We start from the raw sequence: 17,809 nt of genomic DNA on the forward strand, positions 1-17,809 counted from the left end.
GCCATCCCCGGCGGCGGCATGTCGCTGCCGGGGCTGCGCCAGCCGCGATCCTCCCTCGACGCCGCCCCTATCGATCCATCAGGAAACCGCCATGAGCATGCTTGAGATCACCGATATCACCAAGGATTACGGCACCAGCCGTGCCCTTCATCCGGTCTCGCTGTCCGTCGACGAGGGCGAGTTCGTCACCATTCTCGGCCCGTCCGGGTGCGGAAAGTCCTCGCTCCTACGGATCGTCATGGGCATCAGCCAGCAGAGCGGCGGCGAGATCCGCCTTGCCGGAAAGCGCGTCGACGTGCTGCCGCCGGAACGGCGCGACATCGCCATGGTGTTCCAATCCTACGCCCTCTTTCCGCATATGACCGTGGAGCAGAACCTTCGCTTCGGCCTGCGAATGAAGAACGTCGCCAAGGCGGAGCAGCAAAGGCGGATCGCACATGCCATGGAGATCTGCACGCTGACGGGCCTGTCGAGCCGCATGCCGCGCCAGCTTTCCGGCGGGCAGCAGCAGCGCGTTGCGCTCGCCCGCGCCATCGTCATGCAGCCGAACCTGCTGCTCTTCGACGAGCCGCTGTCCAATCTCGATGCGAAACTGCGCGACACGCTGCGCCACGAACTCGTTGCGCTGCACCGGCGCATCGGCGCGACCAGCCTCTACGTCACGCACGACCAGGCCGAGGCGATGGCCATGTCGGACCGGATCGTCGTCATGAATGCCGGCCGCGTGATCGAGGTCGGGACGCCGCTGGAGCTCTACCGATCGCCGCGACAGGCTTTCACGGCCGGTTTCCTCGGACAGACCAACCTTCTCGCCGTCACCGCGTCCGGCCGCAAGGCGCACCTGCCCTGGGGACAGCTGGTCGATCTGGCCGAAGACGCCGCAGGCCCGGGCCAGGTGTCCGTGCGCCCCGAAAGCATCGGCATCCGCGCCTGCGATCGCGGCGGGCGGGACACAGGCTTCAGCGCGCCGGCAACCGTCGCCGGCGTTTCCTTCATGGGTGCGAGCGCGCTCTACACGGTGGCCATCGGCGATACGCTCCTGAAGGTGAGCCAGGCGGGCGGCGATGCGCTGATCGAGCCCGGCCGCACCGTCGCGCTGAGTTTTCCGGACCGCCTGCCGCTGCTCGAAGACCGCGCCCCCGACCGGGAGGCGGCATGATGTCGATGCTCCTGCGCGATCGGCGCATGCTCCTGCCGCTGCTTCTGGCGCCCGGCGTCGGCTATCTCCTCCTCTTCTTCGGCGGGCCGCTCGCCTCTGCTTTCATCGGCAGCCTGCGCCTGGAGGACGGCAGCTTCACGCTCGACTGGTACAGCCGCATCTTCACGCGACCCTCCATGCTGCGTGGTCTCGGCACGTCCATCTATTTCGGGGTGGCGCCGGTCGTCGTCTCGCTCATCGTCTCCGTGCCGTTATCGCTGGCCATCCGGCGGCATTTCGTCGGGCGAAAACTGTTCAGCGGCCTCTACAAGCTGCCACTCGCGGTGCCGGGCATCATCGTCGGCCTGATGATCATCGTGCTCTTCGAACGCGGCGGTTTTATCGATCGGGCGATCGCCCCGCTCGGTTTCGGCCTGCCGAAGCTCGTGCGGGACGATTGGGGCGTCGGCGTCATTCTCGCCAGCGTCTGGAAGCAGATCCCCTTCATGACGCTGATCATCACCAGTGCCTTCGCCGCGATCCCGGAGGATATCCGTTTCGCCGGGAGAACGCTCGGGGCGTCACGCCTTGCCACGTTCTTCCTCGTGGAGGTCCCGCTTGCGATGCCCGGCATCACGGCGGCCGTGCTCCTCACCTTCATCGGCTCCATGGGCTCCTATGCCATCCCCGATATCGTCGGCCCGCCGACCGCAAGGCCGCTGTCGGTGCTGATGGTCGAGGAATTCAACCTCGGCCGCTTTCCTCAGGTCTTCGCCATGGGCATGGTGCTCAGCGCCTTCGCGGTCGCCGTGCTCGTCGCCTACTACACCCTCACATCGCGCATCGGCGATGCGCATGGACGCGGAGACGCCCGATGACCGCCCTTTCAGACCCCGCGCCAGCACTTCGCCAAGCCCGCAGCTTGCGCTTCACGAGCGACGACCGGCTCCCGGTCGCGATCGGCCTCTATGTCTCGCTGTTCCTGGCGATCGCCCTTCCGCTCGGCCTGATGTTCCTCTGGAGCATCGCCGACGGCTGGCGCCCGCCGAACCTGCTGCCGCAGGCCTACACAGCGGCGAGATGGGCGGACGTGCTCGCCGATGACGGGCTGTTGCGCGCGGCGATCAACAGCGTCGTCATCGCGATCGTCGTCACCTTCGCCACGGCGATCATCGCCTTGCCCACGGCCTGGGCCATGGCGCGGTTTCCCTTTCGGCTGAAACGGGTGGTGGAGGTCTTCATCCTGGCGCCGATCATCATTCCCGGCATCGTGGTGGCCGTCGGCATCGGGCAGATCTTCCTCGCGCTCGGGCTCGCCTATTCGGTGGCCGGCGTCATCCTCGTCCAGATCGTCGGCACCCTGCCGCTGATGATCCGCCTGATGACGGCCGCGCTCGAGACCATTCCCGACGACCTGATCCACGCCGCCCGCTCGCTCGGCGCCGGCACGCCCGGCATCGTCAGGCACATCGTGCTGCCGCTTGCCGTGCCCGGCCTTCTCGCCGGCGGTCTCATGTCCTTCGTCGGCAGCTTCGAGGAGTTCGACAAGTCGTTCATCGTCGGCGCTCCCGTGGTCGAGACCCTCCCGATCAAGCTCTACATGTATCTCGATCCCTATTCGATGCAGCTGCCGCTCGCCTCCATCGTCTCCTTCCTCCTGCTCCTGCCCGCCCTCATCGTCTTCGTCATCGCCGGCCGCGTGCTGCGCGACGACCTGATGGCCGCGGGCATGGGCAAGATCTGATGTCCACAAGCCTTCCCACCAGCCGAAAGCAAGACCTCATGCCCAATTCGCAAAGCCGCCTCGCCGCCACCCCGTCGCACCGGCCCGACGTCCTCCTCATGGCCTCGCGCGACAATCCCGGCATCCTCACCATCGCCCATCGCGGCTTCTGGATGACGACGGCGGAGAATTCGATCGCCTCGATCGAAGCCGCCATCGCGCTTGGCGTCGAGATGGTCGAAATCGACACCCAGGCAACCGCCGACGGGCACCTCGTCGTCATCCATGACAAGACGCTGGAGCGCACGACGACCGGCTCCGGCATCGTCGCCGAACTGCCGTTCGAGATCGTCCGGAATTCACGGCTGAAGGCCGGCGCCGGGGGCGAGAACGCCGCGCCGACGGCAGAAATCGTGCCGACGCTGGAAGAGATCCTGGAGGCCGCACGCGGGCGCATCGCGGTCAACATCGACACGAAGTTCGAGCGCGATCTTCCGCGCGTCATGGAAACGGTGCTTCGCCTCGGCGTCGCAGCGCAGATCCTCGTCAAGACCGATATCGACATCGACGCGACGACCTTCCCGCTGCTCGGCGAGGACTGGTTCGGCCAGATCCCGCACATGCCGATGTTCCGGGTGCGCAAGGGGCGCTTTGCCGAGGATCTCCGGCGCATCGCGCCGCTCCGCGCGCCGATGATCGAGGTCAGGTTCGACGATCTCGACGATGTGGCCGCGGCACGCGACGAGCTCGACCGCCAGAATATCCGCGTCTGGATCAATACGCTCGATGTTTCCCACTGCCTCGACTACAACGACAGCCGGGCCCTTCGCGATCCGCAGTCGGTCTGGGGCCGGCTGGCACAGGCGGGTGTCGGCGCCATCCAGACCGACGAGGTCGAGGCCTTCCGGGCCTGGGCGACCCGACAGGAGGGAGCTTCGGCATGACGGAGGCAGAAAACCGCCTAGCAAGGGCGACGGGCATCGTGGAAGAGGCCCTGCACGAGGCGATGACCTTCTTTGCCGCCCGCGAGACGATCGCCACGCGGGAGAAGGGTTTCCAGGATTTCGTTTCCGAAGCCGATACCAGTATCGAGACCCTGATCCGGAAACGGCTTGCTGCAGCCTTTCCGGGAGAAGCCATCGTCGGTGAAGAGCTCGGTGGCGTGGGTGGAAACGCCTACTGGATCATCGATCCGATCGACGGCACCGCGAATTTTCTGCGCGGCTCGCCGCTCTGGGGCATCTCGCTCGGGCATGTCACCGACGGGCGTCCCGACCTCGGCGTGGTCGCCCTCCCGGTGTTCGGCGAGGTCTATGGCGCCGCCGAGGGCACCGGCCTGCTGCGCAACGGCGCGCCTCTTGCCCGCGGAGCGCCCCTCAGCGACGTCCGCGTCGTCTCGCTCGGCGACAGCGCAAAGGACGACATCGCGGAGATCGGGGCGCTGCACACCGGCCTGCGCGAAGCAGGATGGGTGGTCGAAGCGTTGCACACCACGTCGGTCTCGCTGGTGTTCGCCGCCCGCGGCATTTTCGACGGGCACCTCCAGAAATTGACCACCATGTGGGACATCGCCGGCGGCGCCGTGCTTGCCCGCGAGGCCGGTCTCGACGTCCGCATCGGTCTGCGCACCGGCCCGGACGGCGAGGCCGACATTCCCTGGATCGCGGCAGGCACCGCAGCACTTCTGGAGGCCACCGCCGCATTTTGGCCGGAGGTGACGGAGGGATAGCGGCGAGCCTTTCGCCCGCCCATCGCATCGCCCCTCGTTCGACACGCTTCGATGTCTCGGACGAAGGGCACCCGATCGAAACCTGCGGAACGGCCGTTGAAAACAGGCCGCACGGATGTAGGTTTCCTGTGGGATGAGGTTGATGCGATGCGGAGGAGATCATCATGTTCAAGCTATTGCCGGGCTTTGTTGCGGCAGGTTGCGCTGCGGCCATGATCATCAGCGCGCCAGCGTTGGCAGCGGAACCTCAAGCGCCTGCGCCAGCAGGCCCCGCCTCTCCGCCGGCAGACAAGCCGCTGAAGGCGTTCGTCACCTCGGTCGAGGCGGACGGGTCGATCACCTTCCGCCTCTTCGCCCCGGCCGCGAAATCGGTTTCCGTCGTCCTCGGGCAGCGTGACCCGATGACGATGACTTGGAGCGAGAACGGCGTCTGGACAGCCAAGAGCGACCGTCTCGCGCCGAACCTTTACGAGTATTATTTCGACGTCGACGGTTTCCGCAGCATCGACACCGGTACAAACCAGCCGAAACCGCAGAGGCAGGTGAACACAAGCCTCGTTCTCGTGCCAGGCAGCATTCTCGACACGCGCGACGTACCGCATGGCGATCTACGCCTGGTGACCGTGTCGTCGAAGGCCCTGAAATCGCAGCGCCAGATGCATGTCTACACGCCACCGGGCTACACCGATGCGTCCGAGCCCCTGCCCGTCGTCTACCTCTATCACGGCTTCGGAGACACGGTGGACTCCTGGGTCACACAGGGACGCGCGCCCCAGATTCTCGACAATCTGCTGGCGGAACCGAAGATCCGGCCGATGATCGTGGTCATCCCGGATACAGAAGCCGACATACCCGAAGCGATCGCCGAGAATTTTCCGGCGGCCCAGCGCCGCAAGGACTTCTATCCGATCAACGCGGACGCGATCGACCGCGAGCTGATCACGGATCTCATTCCCTATATGGAGAAAACCTACCGCGTGCGCACGGATGCCGACGGGCGCGCCGTCGCCGGCCTCTCGCAGGGCGGCTATCAGGCCCTGGTCTCCGGGCTATCGCATCTCGGCACCTTTGGCTGGGTCGCGACCTTCAGCGGTGTCTCCACCACCACGGTGCCCAACACGGCGGTCGATGCGGCGCTGAACGCGCCGGACACGATCAACAAGGCGCTTCGCAACTTCACCGTGACCGTGGGGTCGAAAGACATGGTGACAGGCAAGGACATTGCCGGGCTGAAGGCGAAACTGGACGAAAAGAAGATCACCCACGCGTATCACGAGTACAAGGACCTCCAGCACGAAATGGACGTCTGGAGGCCCTCGCTGATCGCCTTCCTCGAAAAAGCCTTCAAGGAATAGCCTTCAGGAATAGCCGGGCGGCTTGTTGCCTGAAGCCTAGCGACCGCTCTTCCGAGCCATGTCCGTGCCCGTCGCGCCGCCATATTCGTCCGGCACGTACATGTCCGTCGGCACGGGCTTGCGGTAGTAATCGGCATTGCGGGTGCGATCCGGCAGCTCGATCGACATCTTCGGCACGTCCTCGTAGGGGATCTGCTGCAGGAGATGCGAAATGCAGTTTAGGCGCGCCTTGCGCTTGTCGACGGCATCCACCACCCACCAGGGGGATTCCGGGCGATGCGTCCGCTCCAGCATATCCTCCTTGGCCTTGGTGTAGGCCTCCCAGTGGATGCGGCTCTCCAGGTCCATCGGAGACAGCTTCCACTGCTTCAGGGGATCGCGGATCCGCATGTTGAAGCGGAAGGCCTGCTCCTCGTCGGTGATCGAGAACCAGTATTTGATGAGGATGATGCCTGAGCGCACGAGCATGGTCTCGAACTGGGGAACGGACTGGAAGAACTCCTCCAGCTCGTCGGGCGTGCAGAAGCCCATCACGCGCTCCACGCCGGCCCGGTTGTACCAGCTGCGGTCGAACAGCACGATCTCGCCGGCGGTCGGCAGATGCTGCACGTATCGCTGGAAATACCACTGGTGACGCTCGCGCTCCGACGGTGCCGGCAGCGCGACCACGCGGCAGACGCGCGGGTTCAGCCTCTGCGTCACGCGCTTGATGGCCCCGCCCTTGCCGGCGGAATCGCGTCCCTCGAACAGCACGACGACCTTCAGCTTCTTGTGCTGGACCCAATCCTGCAGACGCACGAGCTCATGCTGAAGGCGGAACAGTTCTCGGAAATAGACCTTGCGATCGAGCAGCTGCTCGGCCGTCGGCTCCACGCCATCGTCAAGAAGATCGTCCAGGCGATCCTCTTCCATCTGCATTTCCAGCTCTTCGTCGAAACTGTCGATGATTTCCGCCTTGATACGTGCGAGCTGGGCCGGGTCGTTGATGTTCATGGAGGCTCCGGAAAGGATAAGGTCAAGCAGTGCGGGACGTTACAGCCTTTCCTGTGTCAGCAGAATGACGATCGTCTCATGGCCGACGATGCAAGACCGCATTGTCCCGATTTTTGCGGATCATCGTTCGAATGCAGAGACTTGGACGTTGACTCGAAAGCCGTCTTGCGGCCCTGTCTGCGTGCGCAGACAATAACGCTGCACACCGATCGAAACAGCAATTGCATTGCGATGCCAGCATGTTCCCGGGTCCGGGTCCGGCATCGGACGGGAAAGGACGTTGCGTTGGCGACAGGCTTGATAGCGCTACTGGATGACATCGCGGCCATCGCAAAGCTTGCGGCCGCCTCTCTCGACGATGTCGGGGCGCAGACCGCGAAGGCCAGCATCAAGGCCGCAGGCGTCGTCATCGACGATACCGCGGTAACACCGACCTATGTGGTCGGACTGTCGCCGAGCCGGGAACTGCCGATCATCTGGCGGATCGCCAAGGGCTCCTTGCGCAACAAGCTCGTCTTCCTGCTGCCCGCCTGCCTGCTCATGGGCAGCTTCGCGCCGTGGCTGATCACCCCGCTGCTGATGATCGGCGGCACCTATCTCTGTTTCGAGGGCGCAGAAAAAATCGATTCCGCGCTGTCGGGACACGGCCATGCCGACGCGACCGCGGCCTCGACCGTCGATCCGGCGACGCTCGAAGAGCAGAAGGTCTCCGGCGCCATCCGGACGGACTTCATTCTTTCGGCAGAAATCATGGCGCTGACGCTTGCCGGCGTCTCCGCCTCGAACCTCGTGACGCAGATTGCGGTGCTGGCCGCCGTCGGCATCCTGATCACGGTCGCCGTCTACGGTGTCGTGGCCTTCATCGTCAAAGCCGACGATATCGGCCTGCATCTGGTCGCGACGGGCGGCGGGATCGGCAGGTCCGTCGGGCACGGCCTCGTCAAGGGCGTTCCGGTCTTTCTGCAGATCCTCGCGATCGTGGGAACCGCCGCCATGCTCTGGGTCGGCGGGAGCATCGTCATTCATGGCCTTGCCGAATTCGGCATCGCGCAGCCGGAACATATCGTCGAGGCAACCGCTGCGTTTGCGCAGACGGTCGTTCCCGTCCTGCCCGACGTCGTCCATTGGCTGGCGGCAACGCTGGTGCAAGCGGTTTTCGGCGCGATCCTTGGCGGCATCGTCGTCCTACTGGTTTCGGCCGCCGCACCGCTCTTCGCAAAGCACAAGGCCTGAAAGATCGACCCGCGCCGCGCGACATTGTGAAGTGCTGAACCGCCAGAGAATGATCGTGACCCCACAAAGCGGTCTTGCGGGATCGCGCGTCTGATCGCATAAGCCCTGCATGTCTGATTCACGAATTTTCGTCGGCCTCAAGTCGGCCAAGAAGAAGTCCAAAGCCTCTGAGGCGCCCACGGGGCCGCAGTGTCAATGGCAGGGGTGCGAGAAGACCGGGACGCATCGCGCACCGGTCGGTCTCGGCGGCGAAGGCCTGTTCCTGATGTTCTGCCTCGACCACATCAAGGAATACAACAAGGGCTACAACTTCTCACCGGATCTCTCCGACCCGGTTGTTGCGCGCTACCAGCGCGACGCGATCAGCGGCGCGCGGCCAAGCTTTGGCAAGCCGATCCAGGAAGCAACCGAACTGCCGATGCCGTTTACCGTGCGCTCGGGTTCGGCAAAGTCCCTGAACGCCCGGAAGAGTGCGGCCGAACGCCTGATGCAGAAGCGGGAGGCACAGGCGCGGAAACTGAAAGTGCTCGAAGCGAAGGCCTTCGAAACACTCGGCCTGCCGCACGATGCCACGGCGGATCAGATCAACCGGCGCTACAAGGAGCGGATCAAGCTCCATCACCCCGATGCAAACGCCGGAAATCGCTCGTCGGAGACCGACCTTCAGGCGACGATCGAGGCTCACAAGATCCTGAAGCTCAACGGATTCTGCTGAGAACCGATCGGCTTTCCATTCTTTCCCACACGTCAGCGACCCGTGCGCCATGGCAGGTTCGGCGGGCCCCGCCGTGCCGATGCGCATGCCTTGCTTCCGCCGCGAGACAAGCGCTTGACAGACGGGCGGCGAGCGCCCACCGTTCCGGCATCGCTAAAACAGCGATCCGGAATGGGAGGCCGCGATGGGAGGGAGGATCCACGTGACCATGACGCCCGCAGGCGAGGTGCGATCTGCGACATGGCGCCGAGCCCTGGCGGTCGCACGCCGTGAGCAGGGTTGGCGGTGGAGCGCCGCTGCCGACAATCTGAAACCGTCGCTGCCGATGGTAGACGCCATCCGGTTCTCCCGTCCGAGGAGACATTGCCGGGTCGAAATCCTGCGGCGCGCGGCATGAGCGCGGATGTTTTCGACATCATCGTGATCGGCGCGGGCCCCGGAGGCTGCGCGACGGCGGCGCGGATCTCGGAGGCCCGGCCCGACTGGCGGATCGCACTGGTCGAGACGGGGCCGGCAACGGGCAACATGCTGGTCTCCATCCCGGCCGGCATCAGTGGCCTCGTCGGCCGTCGCAATCGCCACAATTATGCCTATGAGACTGTTCCGCAGCCGGAGCTCAACGGTCGGCGCGGCTTCCAGCCGCGTGGCCGCGGCGTCGGGGGCAGCAGCCTCATCAATGCGATGATCTACATGCGCGGGCAGGCGGAAGACTACGATGGCTGGGCGGCCCAGGGATGCATCGGCTGGGGCTGGCGCGATGTCCTGCCGCTTTTTCTGCGCGGGGAGGACAATACCCGCGGAGCGGACGCCTTTCACGGAAAAGGCGGACCTCTGCACGTAGACGACCTGTGGACGGATGTCGCGCTGACCGGCGATTTCATCACCGCGGCAGAACAGGCGGGCTATCCGCTGAACAGCGACTTCAACGGGCCGACCCAGGAGGGCTTCGGTGCATACCAGCTGTTCCAGAAAGACGGCCGCCGCTTCGATGCCGGCCGGGCCTATATCCACACGCGGCGCGGCCCGAACCTCGCTGTGCTGTCCGAAACGCAGGCCCTGCGCCTGACCTTCCAGCAGAACAGGGCCACCGGAGTGGAGGTCCGGCACGGCGGACGAACCCGCACCATCACCGCACGCGGCGAAATCGTGCTGGCCGGCGGCGCCTTCGGTACGCCGCAACTTCTCATGCTCTCCGGCGTCGGCCCGGCGGAAGATCTGCGCCGGCATGGGATCGCCGTCATCTCCGACCGGGCGCAGGTGGGTGCCAACCTGCAGGATCATCTCGACCATATCAGCAGCAGGCTCATCCGCGGCGGCGGAGCAATCGGAACGACGCCTCTCGGATCGGTTCCGCTGGTGCGCGGCATCCTGCCGTTCCTGCGGAGACGGCGGGGAAGCCTCTCCAGCAACTTTGCAGAAGCGGGCGGGTTCGTGCGATCCTCGCCCCTGGTGGATCGTCCGGATCTTCAGTTTCATTTCACCATCGGTTTGGTGGACGATCATGCGCGCCGCATCCTGCTCAAGACAGGCATCTCGCTTCACGTCTGCGTTCTCCGTCCCGCCAGCCGGGGCACCGTAACGCTGGCCAATGCCGATCCGACGAGCCCGCTCCTCATCGATCCGCGCTATCTCTCCGATGCCGGCGACCTTCAGACGCTGATCGAGGGCGTGCGCATCGCCGAGCATATCCTCCGGCAACCGGCTTTCGAGCAACACAGGGGTCGCCCGTTCCGTGCGCTCGATCCGCAGGACGATGCAGCGATCGAGGCAAGCATCCGCAACCACGCCGATACGATCTACCACCCTGTCGGCACCTGCCGGATGGGCAGCGATCCGGCGTCCGTTGTCGATCCGGAGCTGCGCGTCCGCGGCGTCTCGGGCCTGCGTATCGCCGACGCTTCGATCATGCCGACACTCGTCAGCGGCAACACCCAAGCGCCGAGTGCCATGATCGGCGAACGGGCCGCCGACTTGATCCTGCGCTCCGTGAACCGATAGAGTCAGCCATGACCGATCTCGACGCCCTTCTCGCCAAACAACGCCGCGCCTTCCTGACGGCCCTGCCGGAGCCGGTCGCTCTTCGCGTCGATCGACTGAGGCGCGCGGCATCGATGATCCGAGACAATGCCAAAACCTTCTGCGCAGCACTCTCGGAGGATTTCGGGCATCGCAGCGTCGAGCAATCCATGCTGACCGATATCGCCGTCTCGATCGGTGCGCTCGACCACGCCGCAAAAAACCTGCACGCATGGTCGAAGCCGGAGCGGCGGCCCTTGCAGTTTCCGCTCTCACTCCTCGGCGCGCGGGCACAGGTCGAGTATCAGCCGAAGGGTGTCGTCGGGATCATCGCGCCCTGGAATTTTCCGATCAACCTCATCATGACGCCTATGGCCGGCGTTCTCGCAGCCGGCAACCGCGCGATGGTCAAGACCAGCGAATACACACCGGCAACCAATGCCGTCTTCTCGGCGGTGGCCGATCGCTATTTCGAGGACGATGAAGTGAGCTTCGTGACAGGGGGTGCCGACGTCGGTCGGACCTTCTCGGCACTCCGCTTCGATCATCTGATCTTCACCGGGGCAACGGATATTGCCCGCCATATCCTTCATGCCGCCGCCGACAATCTTGTCCCGGTCACGCTGGAACTCGGCGGAAAATCGCCGGTCATCATCGGAAGCGGCGCCGATATCGCCCGCGCGACCGGACGCGTGGCACTGGGAAAGATGCTGAATGCCGGACAGGTCTGCCTTGCACCCGACTACATGCTGGTGCGCGATGCGGATGACGACGCCGTCGTTGCGGGGCTGAAAGCCGCTGTCGAGAGAATGTACCCGACCATGCTCGACAATCCGGACTACACGTCGATCATCAGCGACCGGCATATCTCACGCCTGACCGAGCTCGTGGACGACGCTCGTGCGAAAGGCGCCGAGATCGAGGTCGTCAATCCCGCCAAGGAGGATTTTTCCCGTGCGAACGGGCGCAAGATGCCTCTGCACATCATCCGCGGCGCGACCGACGACATGCGGGTGATGCAGGAAGAGATTTTCGGTCCGATCCTTCCGATCCGGCGCTACGACGATATGGCGGACGCGATTGCGCAGGTTCATCGACGCGCGCATCCCCTCGCCCTCTATTACTTCGGCGAGGACATCACGGAACAGCGCCACGTGGTCGAGCGCACGATTTCCGGTGGCGTGACCATCAACGACGTTCTTTTTCACGCGCTTCCGGACGACCTCCCCTTCGGTGGCATCGGCCCCTCGGGGATGGGCGCCTATCATGGACGGGACGGGTTCCGGACCTTCAGCCATGCAAGGTCGATCTACATCCAACCCCGCATGGACATTGCGAGGCTCGCTGGCATGATGCCGCCCTATGGGCGGCTCGCGCGGCTCTCTGCGTGGCACAAGATCGGACGCCTGTCGAAAGCGCGCAAGCCGGGCCCGGACGAGGGCCGCTGAGGCCTCTCCGGGTCGGACCGCGATCCGGTCTTTTATCGCCCGATCCGCATTTCCTCTCGCGCACCACGGCAGGATGCCTATACTCCCCTCACGGATGCAACGAGCATCATTCACGGGGAGGAGAGACCGTGTCGCAACCCATCGCCTTTCTGCCGCCGCGTGCCGCAGTCTTGTCGCAGCGGGCGCGGATCATCGCCGATCTCGCCGCTCTTCTGCCGGATGGCGGGCTGGTGCACGAAGCACGCGAACTGGTGCCGTTCGAGACGGATGCCTATGTCGCCTATCGCCAGCTGCCGCTCGCCGTCGCCCTGCCCCGCACGACGCAGGAAGTGTCCGCCGTGCTCGCCTATTGCAACAGCCACGGCATTCCCGTGGTGCCGCGCGGCGCGGGCACCTCGCTCTGCGGCGGAGCCATTCCACAACCGGATGCCGTGGTGCTTGGTCTGTCCCGCATGTCCGCCATCCTCGACGTCGATCTCGACAACCGGGTCGCGCGGGTGCAGGCGGGGGTCACCAACCTGTCGATTTCCGAGACCGTCGGGCCGGAGGGCTTCTTCTATGCGCCGGACCCGAGTTCCCAGCTTGCCTGCACCATCGGCGGCAATATCGGCATGAACTCGGGCGGCGCGCATTGCCTCAAATATGGCGTCACCACCAACAACCTGCTCGGCGTGACCATGGTGCTGATGGACGGGACCGTCATTACGCTCGGCGGCGCCCATCTCGATGCCGCGGGCTACGACCTGCTTGGGCTCGTCTGCGGCTCGGAGGGGCAGCTCGGCATCGTCACCGAGGCGACTGTGCGGATTCTGGCGAAGGCCGAGGGCGCCCGGCCGGTGCTCTTCGGCTTTGCCACATCGCAGGAGGCCGGCGCCTGCGTCGCCGAGATTATCGGCGCCGGCATCATTCCGGTCGCGATCGAGTTCATGGACCGCCAGGCGATCGAGATCTGCGAGGCCTTTGCCAAGGCGGGCTATCCGCTCCATGTCGGCGCGCTGCTCATCATCGAGGTCGAGGGTTCGGAAGCGGAGATGGAGGCGATGCTGGCCGCGATCGTCACCATCGCCCGCCGCCACAGCGTTATGACGGTGCGCGAAAGCCAGTCGGCAACCGAGGCCGCGCTGATCTGGAAGGGCCGCAAGTCGGCGTTCGGCGCGACCGGGCGCATCGCCGACTATATCTGCATGGACGGCACGGTGCCGCTCGGCAAGCTGTCGCACGTGCTGCAGCGGACGGAGGAAATCTGCACGGGGCTCGGCCTGCGCGTCGCCAATGTCTTCCATGCCGGCGACGGCAATATGCATCCGCTCATCCTCTTCAACGCCAACGACCCGGCGGAAGCCGCCAAGGCGGAAGAGGCGGGCAACGAAATCCTCAAGGTCTGCGTGGAGGCAGGCGGCTGCCTGACCGGCGAACACGGCGTCGGCATCGAGAAGCGCGACCTGATGCGCTTCCAGTTCTCGGATGCCGATCTCGCCCAGCAGATGGCCGTGCGCTACGCCTTCGACGCGGACTGGCTGTTGAACCCGTCCAAGGTCTTCCCGCTGGAAGGACGGCCCGCAGCATGAGCGATGTCCATCGTCCGCAAACCGAGGCGGAAGCCTGCGAGGTGATCCGCCATGCGGCCGGCACGGGCACGGGCCTCTCCCTCCTCGGCGGCAACACGCGCGCGGGCCTCGGCAATCGCGTGCAAGCGCGGGCCGTGCTCTGTTCCACCGGCCTTGCCGGCATTGTCGATTACGACCCCGGCGAGATGGTGATGACGGCTCGGGCCGGAACGCCGCTATCCGACCTAGAGGCAGCTCTTGCCGCCAACAACCAGATGCTCGCCTTCGAGCCGATCGACCATCGCGGCCTTCTGAACACGCAGGGCGCGCCGACCATCGGCGGCGTCTTCCTCTCCAACGCCTCGGGCCCGCGCCGCCTGTCGGCCGGGGCGGCGCGCGACAGCCTGCTCGGACTGCGTTTCATCAATGGACGCGGCGAGGCGATCCGTGCCGGCGGGCGCGTGATGAAGAACGTGACGGGCCTCGATCTCGTCAAGCTCCTGGCAGGATCGCACGGCACGCTCGGCTTCGTCACCGAGGTGACCTTCCGTGTGCTGCCGCGACCGGAAACGGAAGCGACGATCCTCTTACCGGGCCTCGACGACGCGACGGCCAGCCAGGCGATGGCGGCAGCGGTGGCGCAGGCAAGCGACGTTTCCGCTGCGGCCCACATTCCGCAGGCCTTGGCGCAGCCGTTCTCCGATGTCCTTGGCCGGAAGACAGCTTGGACGGCTCTGCGCCTCGAAGGCCTATCGGCATCGGTTGCCGTGCGCGTCACCGCGCTCGCAGCGAGGCTGTCGGCTTTCGCATCCGTCGAGACGCTCGATGCCTTGGCCAGCAACACCTTATGGCGCGCCATTCGCGACGTGACGCCGTTGCAGGTGCGACAGGATCTGCCGCTGTGGCGGGTATCCGTCGCGCCGACCGCCGGCCACAGGCTGGTGGCAGCACTCCGGCAGCAAGCCGACATCGCCGCGCTCTACGACTGGCAGGGCGGTCTCGTCTGGCTGCAGATGAGCGGGCAGCCGCAGGCAGACGTCGTGCGCCGGACGATCGCGGCCGTCGGTGGCGGACACGCAACGCTGATCCGCGCATCCGAGGATCAGCGATCCGGCGTTTCCGCATTCGAGCCGCAGCCGGAGCCGATCGCGGCCCTCTCCGCGCGCATCAAGGCCAAGCTCGATCCGGCCGGCATCTTCTCGCCGGGGAGGATGGCGACCGTTCTTGGCGCGAAAGCCGGGCCGATCGGAATGACGGGATAGCCAGAGATGCAAACCTCCTTCACACCCCAACAGCTGGCCGACCCGCATGTGGCGGAATCCGAAAAGATCCTGCGGCGCTGCGTCCATTGCGGCTTCTGCACCGCCACCTGCCCGACCTATGTCACGCTCGGCAACGAGCTCGACAGTCCGCGCGGTCGCATCTATCTCATCAAGGACATGCTCGAGAACGACCGGCCTGCGGATCGCGAGGTCGTGACGCATATCGATCGCTGCCTCTCCTGCCTCGCCTGCACGACGACCTGTCCATCCGGCGTGGACTACATGCACCTGATCGACCACGCCCGTGTGCATATCGAGCAAACGTATAAACGCCCGCTCGGAGACCGGATGATCCGCGGCCTGCTGGCGGCCGTTCTCCCCTATCCCGCCCGGTTTCGCGCAGCGCTCGCACTGGCGCGGGTGGCCCGACCCTTCGCTCCGCTCCTGCGGCGGGTAAAACCTCTGGCGCCGCTTGCGGCCATGCTCGATCTGGCGCCGCGCCGCGCGGCAAAGTGCAGGCCGGCGCCTGCACCAGGCGATCATCCGGCAGCCCATGGCCGCGTGATCCTGCTGGAAGGCTGTGCCCAGCCCGCGCTCGACCCCGGCATCAATGCCGCCACGGTCCGGCTGCTGACCCGGCGCGGCGTCGCCATCGCGACGCCCAAGGGCGAAGGCTGCTGCGGTGCGCTGGTGCATCACATGGGCCGCGAGCCACAAGCGCTCGATTTCGCCCGCCGCAATATCGATGCCTGGACGCGGGAGATCGAGGCGGGCGGGCTTGACGCCATCCTCATCACCGCGTCGGGCTGCGGCACGACCATCAAGGATTACGGCCACATGCTGCGCCTCGATCCGCTCTATGCGGCGAAGGCGGCACGGGTGTCGGCACTTGCCAGGGACATCACCGAATATCTCTCGACGCTCGATCTCGAACCCCTGCCGAAACACGATCTCGTCGTCGCCTATCATTCCGCCTGCTCGCTGCAGCACGGTCAGAAGATCACGGCCCTGCCAAAACTCCTTCTGAAGACGGCCGGATTTACCGTTCGCGATCCGGTGGAAGGTCATCTCTGCTGCGGCTCGGCCGGAACCTACAACATCCTCCAGCCGGAGATATCGGCGACGCTGAAGCGGCGAAAGGTCAAAAACCTCGAAGCCACGAAACCCGATGTGATCGCGGCCGGAAACATCGGTTGCCTGACACAGATCGGCTCGGGAACGGCGGTCCCGATCGTCCATACGGTCGAGCTTCTCGATTGGGCCTATGGCGGGCCAAGACCTGCCAAACTGGGCGGCTGATCCGGCCAGCGACGCGCCGGACGTCGGGTTTCCCGACCTTGTCACCGCGGGTGTGGCGCGATAGGGGAGGCTCACCTCGAACAGGCGAAAACGATGACGGATGCAAACCCGGGAACGGCCGCAGGCGGCTCCATTCACTGGAAGCGAAACCTTGCGGTCTCGCTTGTCGGCTCGTTCACCACCATCATCGCGATGACGCTGCTGCTTCCGTTCCTGCCGCTCTATGTCGAGGAGCTCGGCGTGACCGATCACGCGGCCATCGTGCAATGGTCGGGGATCGCCTATGGCGCCACCTTCTTTGCGGCCGCGCTCGTCGCGCCCCTCTGGGGACGTCTCGGCGATATCTACGGGCGCAAGCTGATGCTGGTGCGGGCAAGCCTCGGCATGACGGTCGCCATCGGGCTGATGGGCGTTGCCGAAAACGTCTGGCAGCTTGTCGCCTTGCGGCTGTTCGTCGGTCTTGCCGGTGGCTATTCCTCGGGTTCCATGGTGCTCGTGGCGACGCAGACGCCGCGTGATCGCTCGGCCTGGGCGCTCGGCATGCTGTCGTCCGGCATCATGGCCGGCAACCTCGTGGGACCGCTGATCGGAGGGGTGCTGCCGCCGCTGACCGGCATCCGCAACACCTTCCTCGCCGCAGGCGGGCTGATCTTTCTCGCCTTCCTCGCAACGACCTTTCTCATCAAGGAGGAATCCGTTCCCGGCCGCAGGCAGGCGGCCAAGGCGGGTGGCGGCTGGGCCGCCATACCGGACAAGGCGCCCGTCATCGCCATGCTCGCGACAGGCATGCTGCTGATGCTCGCCAATATGTCGATCGAGCCGATCATCACGGTCTATGTGGCGCAACTGGTCCAGAGGCCGGAAACGGTGACGATGTGGGCCGGGCTGGTCATGTCGACGGCCGCCCTCGGCAGCATCCTGTCCGCCTCCCGTCTGGGGCGGCTCGCAGACCGCATCGGCCATTGGCCGGTCATCGCCGGTGCCCTTGTTGCCGCCGGTGTTCTGCTGGTGCCGCAGGCCTTCGTCACCAGCGTCTGGCAGTTGATCCTGCTGCGCTTCCTGATGGGTGTGGCGCTCGGCGGCCTCCTCCCCTGCATTGCGGCGGTCATCCGGCACGCCGTGCCGGATCGGTCTGCCGGAACCGCACTCGGTCTCTCCGTTTCCTCGCAATATGTCGGCCAGGTCGCGGGACCGTTGTTGGGCGGTTTCATCGGCGGCCATATCGGCATGCCCGTCGTCTTCATCGGCACCAGCATCCTGCTTCTGGCCGGTGCCGCACTGGTCTGGTCGGCAAAGCCGCCCCTTATGAGACAGGCAAGGCCGAAGCTTTAGCGCCCGTCGGGGTCGTCTC

15 protein-coding genes are annotated in these 17,809 nt (G+C 65.5%); 14 read left to right on the top strand and 1 reads right to left on the bottom strand.

The genetic code is table 11. The features are described 5' to 3' along the window. The first annotated feature begins 91 nt into the window (after window positions 1–91). The 6 genes from C8J36_RS19135 to C8J36_RS19160 all read left to right on the top strand — a co-directional run bounded on the left by C8J36_RS19135 (window position 92) and on the right by C8J36_RS19160 (window position 5,945). Window positions 92–1,159, top strand: a complete 1,068-nt coding sequence (locus C8J36_RS19135; RefSeq protein ID WP_132536966.1) for an ABC transporter ATP-binding protein — start codon at window positions 92–94, stop codon at window positions 1,157–1,159. After that, window positions 1,159–2,016, top strand: a complete 858-nt coding sequence (locus C8J36_RS19140) for an ABC transporter permease (protein ID WP_132537055.1) — start codon at window positions 1,159–1,161, stop codon at window positions 2,014–2,016. Before C8J36_RS19135 ends, C8J36_RS19140 begins: the two co-directional genes overlap by 1 nt. Beyond that, the gene (locus C8J36_RS19145; protein ID WP_132536967.1) at window positions 2,013–2,882 is read left to right on the top strand and encodes an ABC transporter permease; all 870 of its coding nucleotides are present in this window, start codon (window positions 2,013–2,015) and stop codon (window positions 2,880–2,882) included. The genes C8J36_RS19140 and C8J36_RS19145 overlap by 4 nt, the downstream gene beginning before the upstream one ends. A 38-nt stretch (window positions 2,883–2,920) precedes the next feature. Next, entirely contained in the window at window positions 2,921–3,805 is an 885-nt protein-coding gene (locus C8J36_RS19150) for a glycerophosphodiester phosphodiesterase family protein (protein ID WP_245506633.1), read from the top strand. Further along, entirely contained in the window at window positions 3,802–4,590 is a 789-nt protein-coding gene (locus tag C8J36_RS19155) for an inositol monophosphatase family protein (RefSeq protein ID WP_132536968.1), read from the top strand. The genes C8J36_RS19150 and C8J36_RS19155 overlap by 4 nt, the downstream gene beginning before the upstream one ends. A 164-nt stretch (window positions 4,591–4,754) precedes the next feature. Continuing rightward, window positions 4,755–5,945, top strand: a complete 1,191-nt coding sequence (locus C8J36_RS19160; RefSeq protein ID WP_132536969.1) for an alpha/beta hydrolase-fold protein — start codon at window positions 4,755–4,757, stop codon at window positions 5,943–5,945. A gap of 36 nt (window positions 5,946–5,981) precedes the next feature. On the opposite strand, the gene ppk2 is transcribed toward C8J36_RS19160, so the two are convergent. After that, entirely contained in the window at window positions 5,982–6,938 is a 957-nt protein-coding gene (gene ppk2, locus C8J36_RS19165) for a polyphosphate kinase 2 (protein ID WP_132536970.1), read from the bottom strand. Window positions 6,939–7,223: 285 nt separating this feature from the next. Between ppk2 and C8J36_RS19170 the strand changes: the two genes are divergently transcribed. The 8 genes from C8J36_RS19170 to C8J36_RS19205 all read left to right on the top strand — a co-directional run bounded on the left by C8J36_RS19170 (window position 7,224) and on the right by C8J36_RS19205 (window position 17,790). Then, the gene (locus C8J36_RS19170; protein WP_132536971.1) at window positions 7,224–8,171 is read left to right on the top strand and encodes a DUF808 domain-containing protein; all 948 of its coding nucleotides are present in this window, start codon (window positions 7,224–7,226) and stop codon (window positions 8,169–8,171) included. A 109-nt stretch (window positions 8,172–8,280) separates the two neighbouring features. After that, window positions 8,281–8,886, top strand: coding sequence for a J domain-containing protein (locus C8J36_RS19175; RefSeq protein WP_062596937.1), 606 nt, complete (start codon window positions 8,281–8,283; stop codon window positions 8,884–8,886). Window positions 8,887–9,279: 393 nt separating this feature from the next. Next, complete coding sequence (locus tag C8J36_RS19180) at window positions 9,280–10,884, top strand: GMC family oxidoreductase N-terminal domain-containing protein (protein ID WP_132536972.1); 1,605 nt, start codon at window positions 9,280–9,282, stop codon at window positions 10,882–10,884. An 8-nt stretch (window positions 10,885–10,892) separates the two neighbouring features. Beyond that, window positions 10,893–12,350 (top strand): coniferyl aldehyde dehydrogenase, encoded by a 1,458-nt coding sequence (locus tag C8J36_RS19185; RefSeq protein ID WP_132536973.1) that lies wholly within the window; start codon window positions 10,893–10,895, stop codon window positions 12,348–12,350. 128 nt (window positions 12,351–12,478) lie between these two features. Continuing rightward, window positions 12,479–13,918, top strand: coding sequence for an FAD-linked oxidase C-terminal domain-containing protein (locus C8J36_RS19190; protein ID WP_132536974.1), 1,440 nt, complete (start codon window positions 12,479–12,481; stop codon window positions 13,916–13,918). Next, the gene (gene glcE, locus C8J36_RS19195) at window positions 13,915–15,159 is read left to right on the top strand and encodes a glycolate oxidase subunit GlcE (protein ID WP_132536975.1); all 1,245 of its coding nucleotides are present in this window, start codon (window positions 13,915–13,917) and stop codon (window positions 15,157–15,159) included. Before C8J36_RS19190 ends, glcE begins: the two co-directional genes overlap by 4 nt. A 6-nt stretch (window positions 15,160–15,165) precedes the next feature. After that, complete coding sequence (gene glcF / locus C8J36_RS19200) at window positions 15,166–16,458, top strand: glycolate oxidase subunit GlcF (RefSeq protein ID WP_132536976.1); 1,293 nt, start codon at window positions 15,166–15,168, stop codon at window positions 16,456–16,458. A gap of 93 nt (window positions 16,459–16,551) precedes the next feature. Further along, the gene (locus C8J36_RS19205; RefSeq protein ID WP_132536977.1) at window positions 16,552–17,790 is read left to right on the top strand and encodes an MFS transporter; all 1,239 of its coding nucleotides are present in this window, start codon (window positions 16,552–16,554) and stop codon (window positions 17,788–17,790) included. The last annotated feature ends 19 nt before the right edge of the window (window positions 17,791–17,809 follow it).

Source organism: Rhizobium sp. PP-F2F-G48 (genome assembly GCF_004342335.1).
Lineage (GTDB): Bacteria > Pseudomonadota > Alphaproteobacteria > Rhizobiales > Rhizobiaceae > Ferranicluibacter.

Coding starts and splice junctions, on each gene's coding strand:
- C8J36_RS19135 (WP_132536966.1), top strand. CDS start 92: ATGAGCATGCTTGAGATCACCGATATCACCAAGGATTACGGCACCAGC.
- C8J36_RS19140 (WP_132537055.1), top strand. CDS start 1,159: ATGTCGATGCTCCTGCGCGATCGGCGCATGCTCCTGCCGCTGCTTCTG.
- C8J36_RS19145 (WP_132536967.1), top strand. CDS start 2,013: ATGACCGCCCTTTCAGACCCCGCGCCAGCACTTCGCCAAGCCCGCAGC.
- C8J36_RS19150 (WP_245506633.1), top strand. CDS start 2,921: ATGCCCAATTCGCAAAGCCGCCTCGCCGCCACCCCGTCGCACCGGCCC.
- C8J36_RS19155 (WP_132536968.1), top strand. CDS start 3,802: ATGACGGAGGCAGAAAACCGCCTAGCAAGGGCGACGGGCATCGTGGAA.
- C8J36_RS19160 (WP_132536969.1), top strand. CDS start 4,755: ATGTTCAAGCTATTGCCGGGCTTTGTTGCGGCAGGTTGCGCTGCGGCC.
- ppk2 (WP_132536970.1), bottom strand. CDS start 6,938: ATGAACATCAACGACCCGGCCCAGCTCGCACGTATCAAGGCGGAAATC.
- C8J36_RS19175 (WP_062596937.1), top strand. CDS start 8,281: ATGTCTGATTCACGAATTTTCGTCGGCCTCAAGTCGGCCAAGAAGAAG.
- C8J36_RS19180 (WP_132536972.1), top strand. CDS start 9,280: ATGAGCGCGGATGTTTTCGACATCATCGTGATCGGCGCGGGCCCCGGA.
- C8J36_RS19185 (WP_132536973.1), top strand. CDS start 10,893: ATGACCGATCTCGACGCCCTTCTCGCCAAACAACGCCGCGCCTTCCTG.
- glcE (WP_132536975.1), top strand. CDS start 13,915: ATGAGCGATGTCCATCGTCCGCAAACCGAGGCGGAAGCCTGCGAGGTG.
- glcF (WP_132536976.1), top strand. CDS start 15,166: ATGCAAACCTCCTTCACACCCCAACAGCTGGCCGACCCGCATGTGGCG.
- C8J36_RS19205 (WP_132536977.1), top strand. CDS start 16,552: ATGACGGATGCAAACCCGGGAACGGCCGCAGGCGGCTCCATTCACTGG.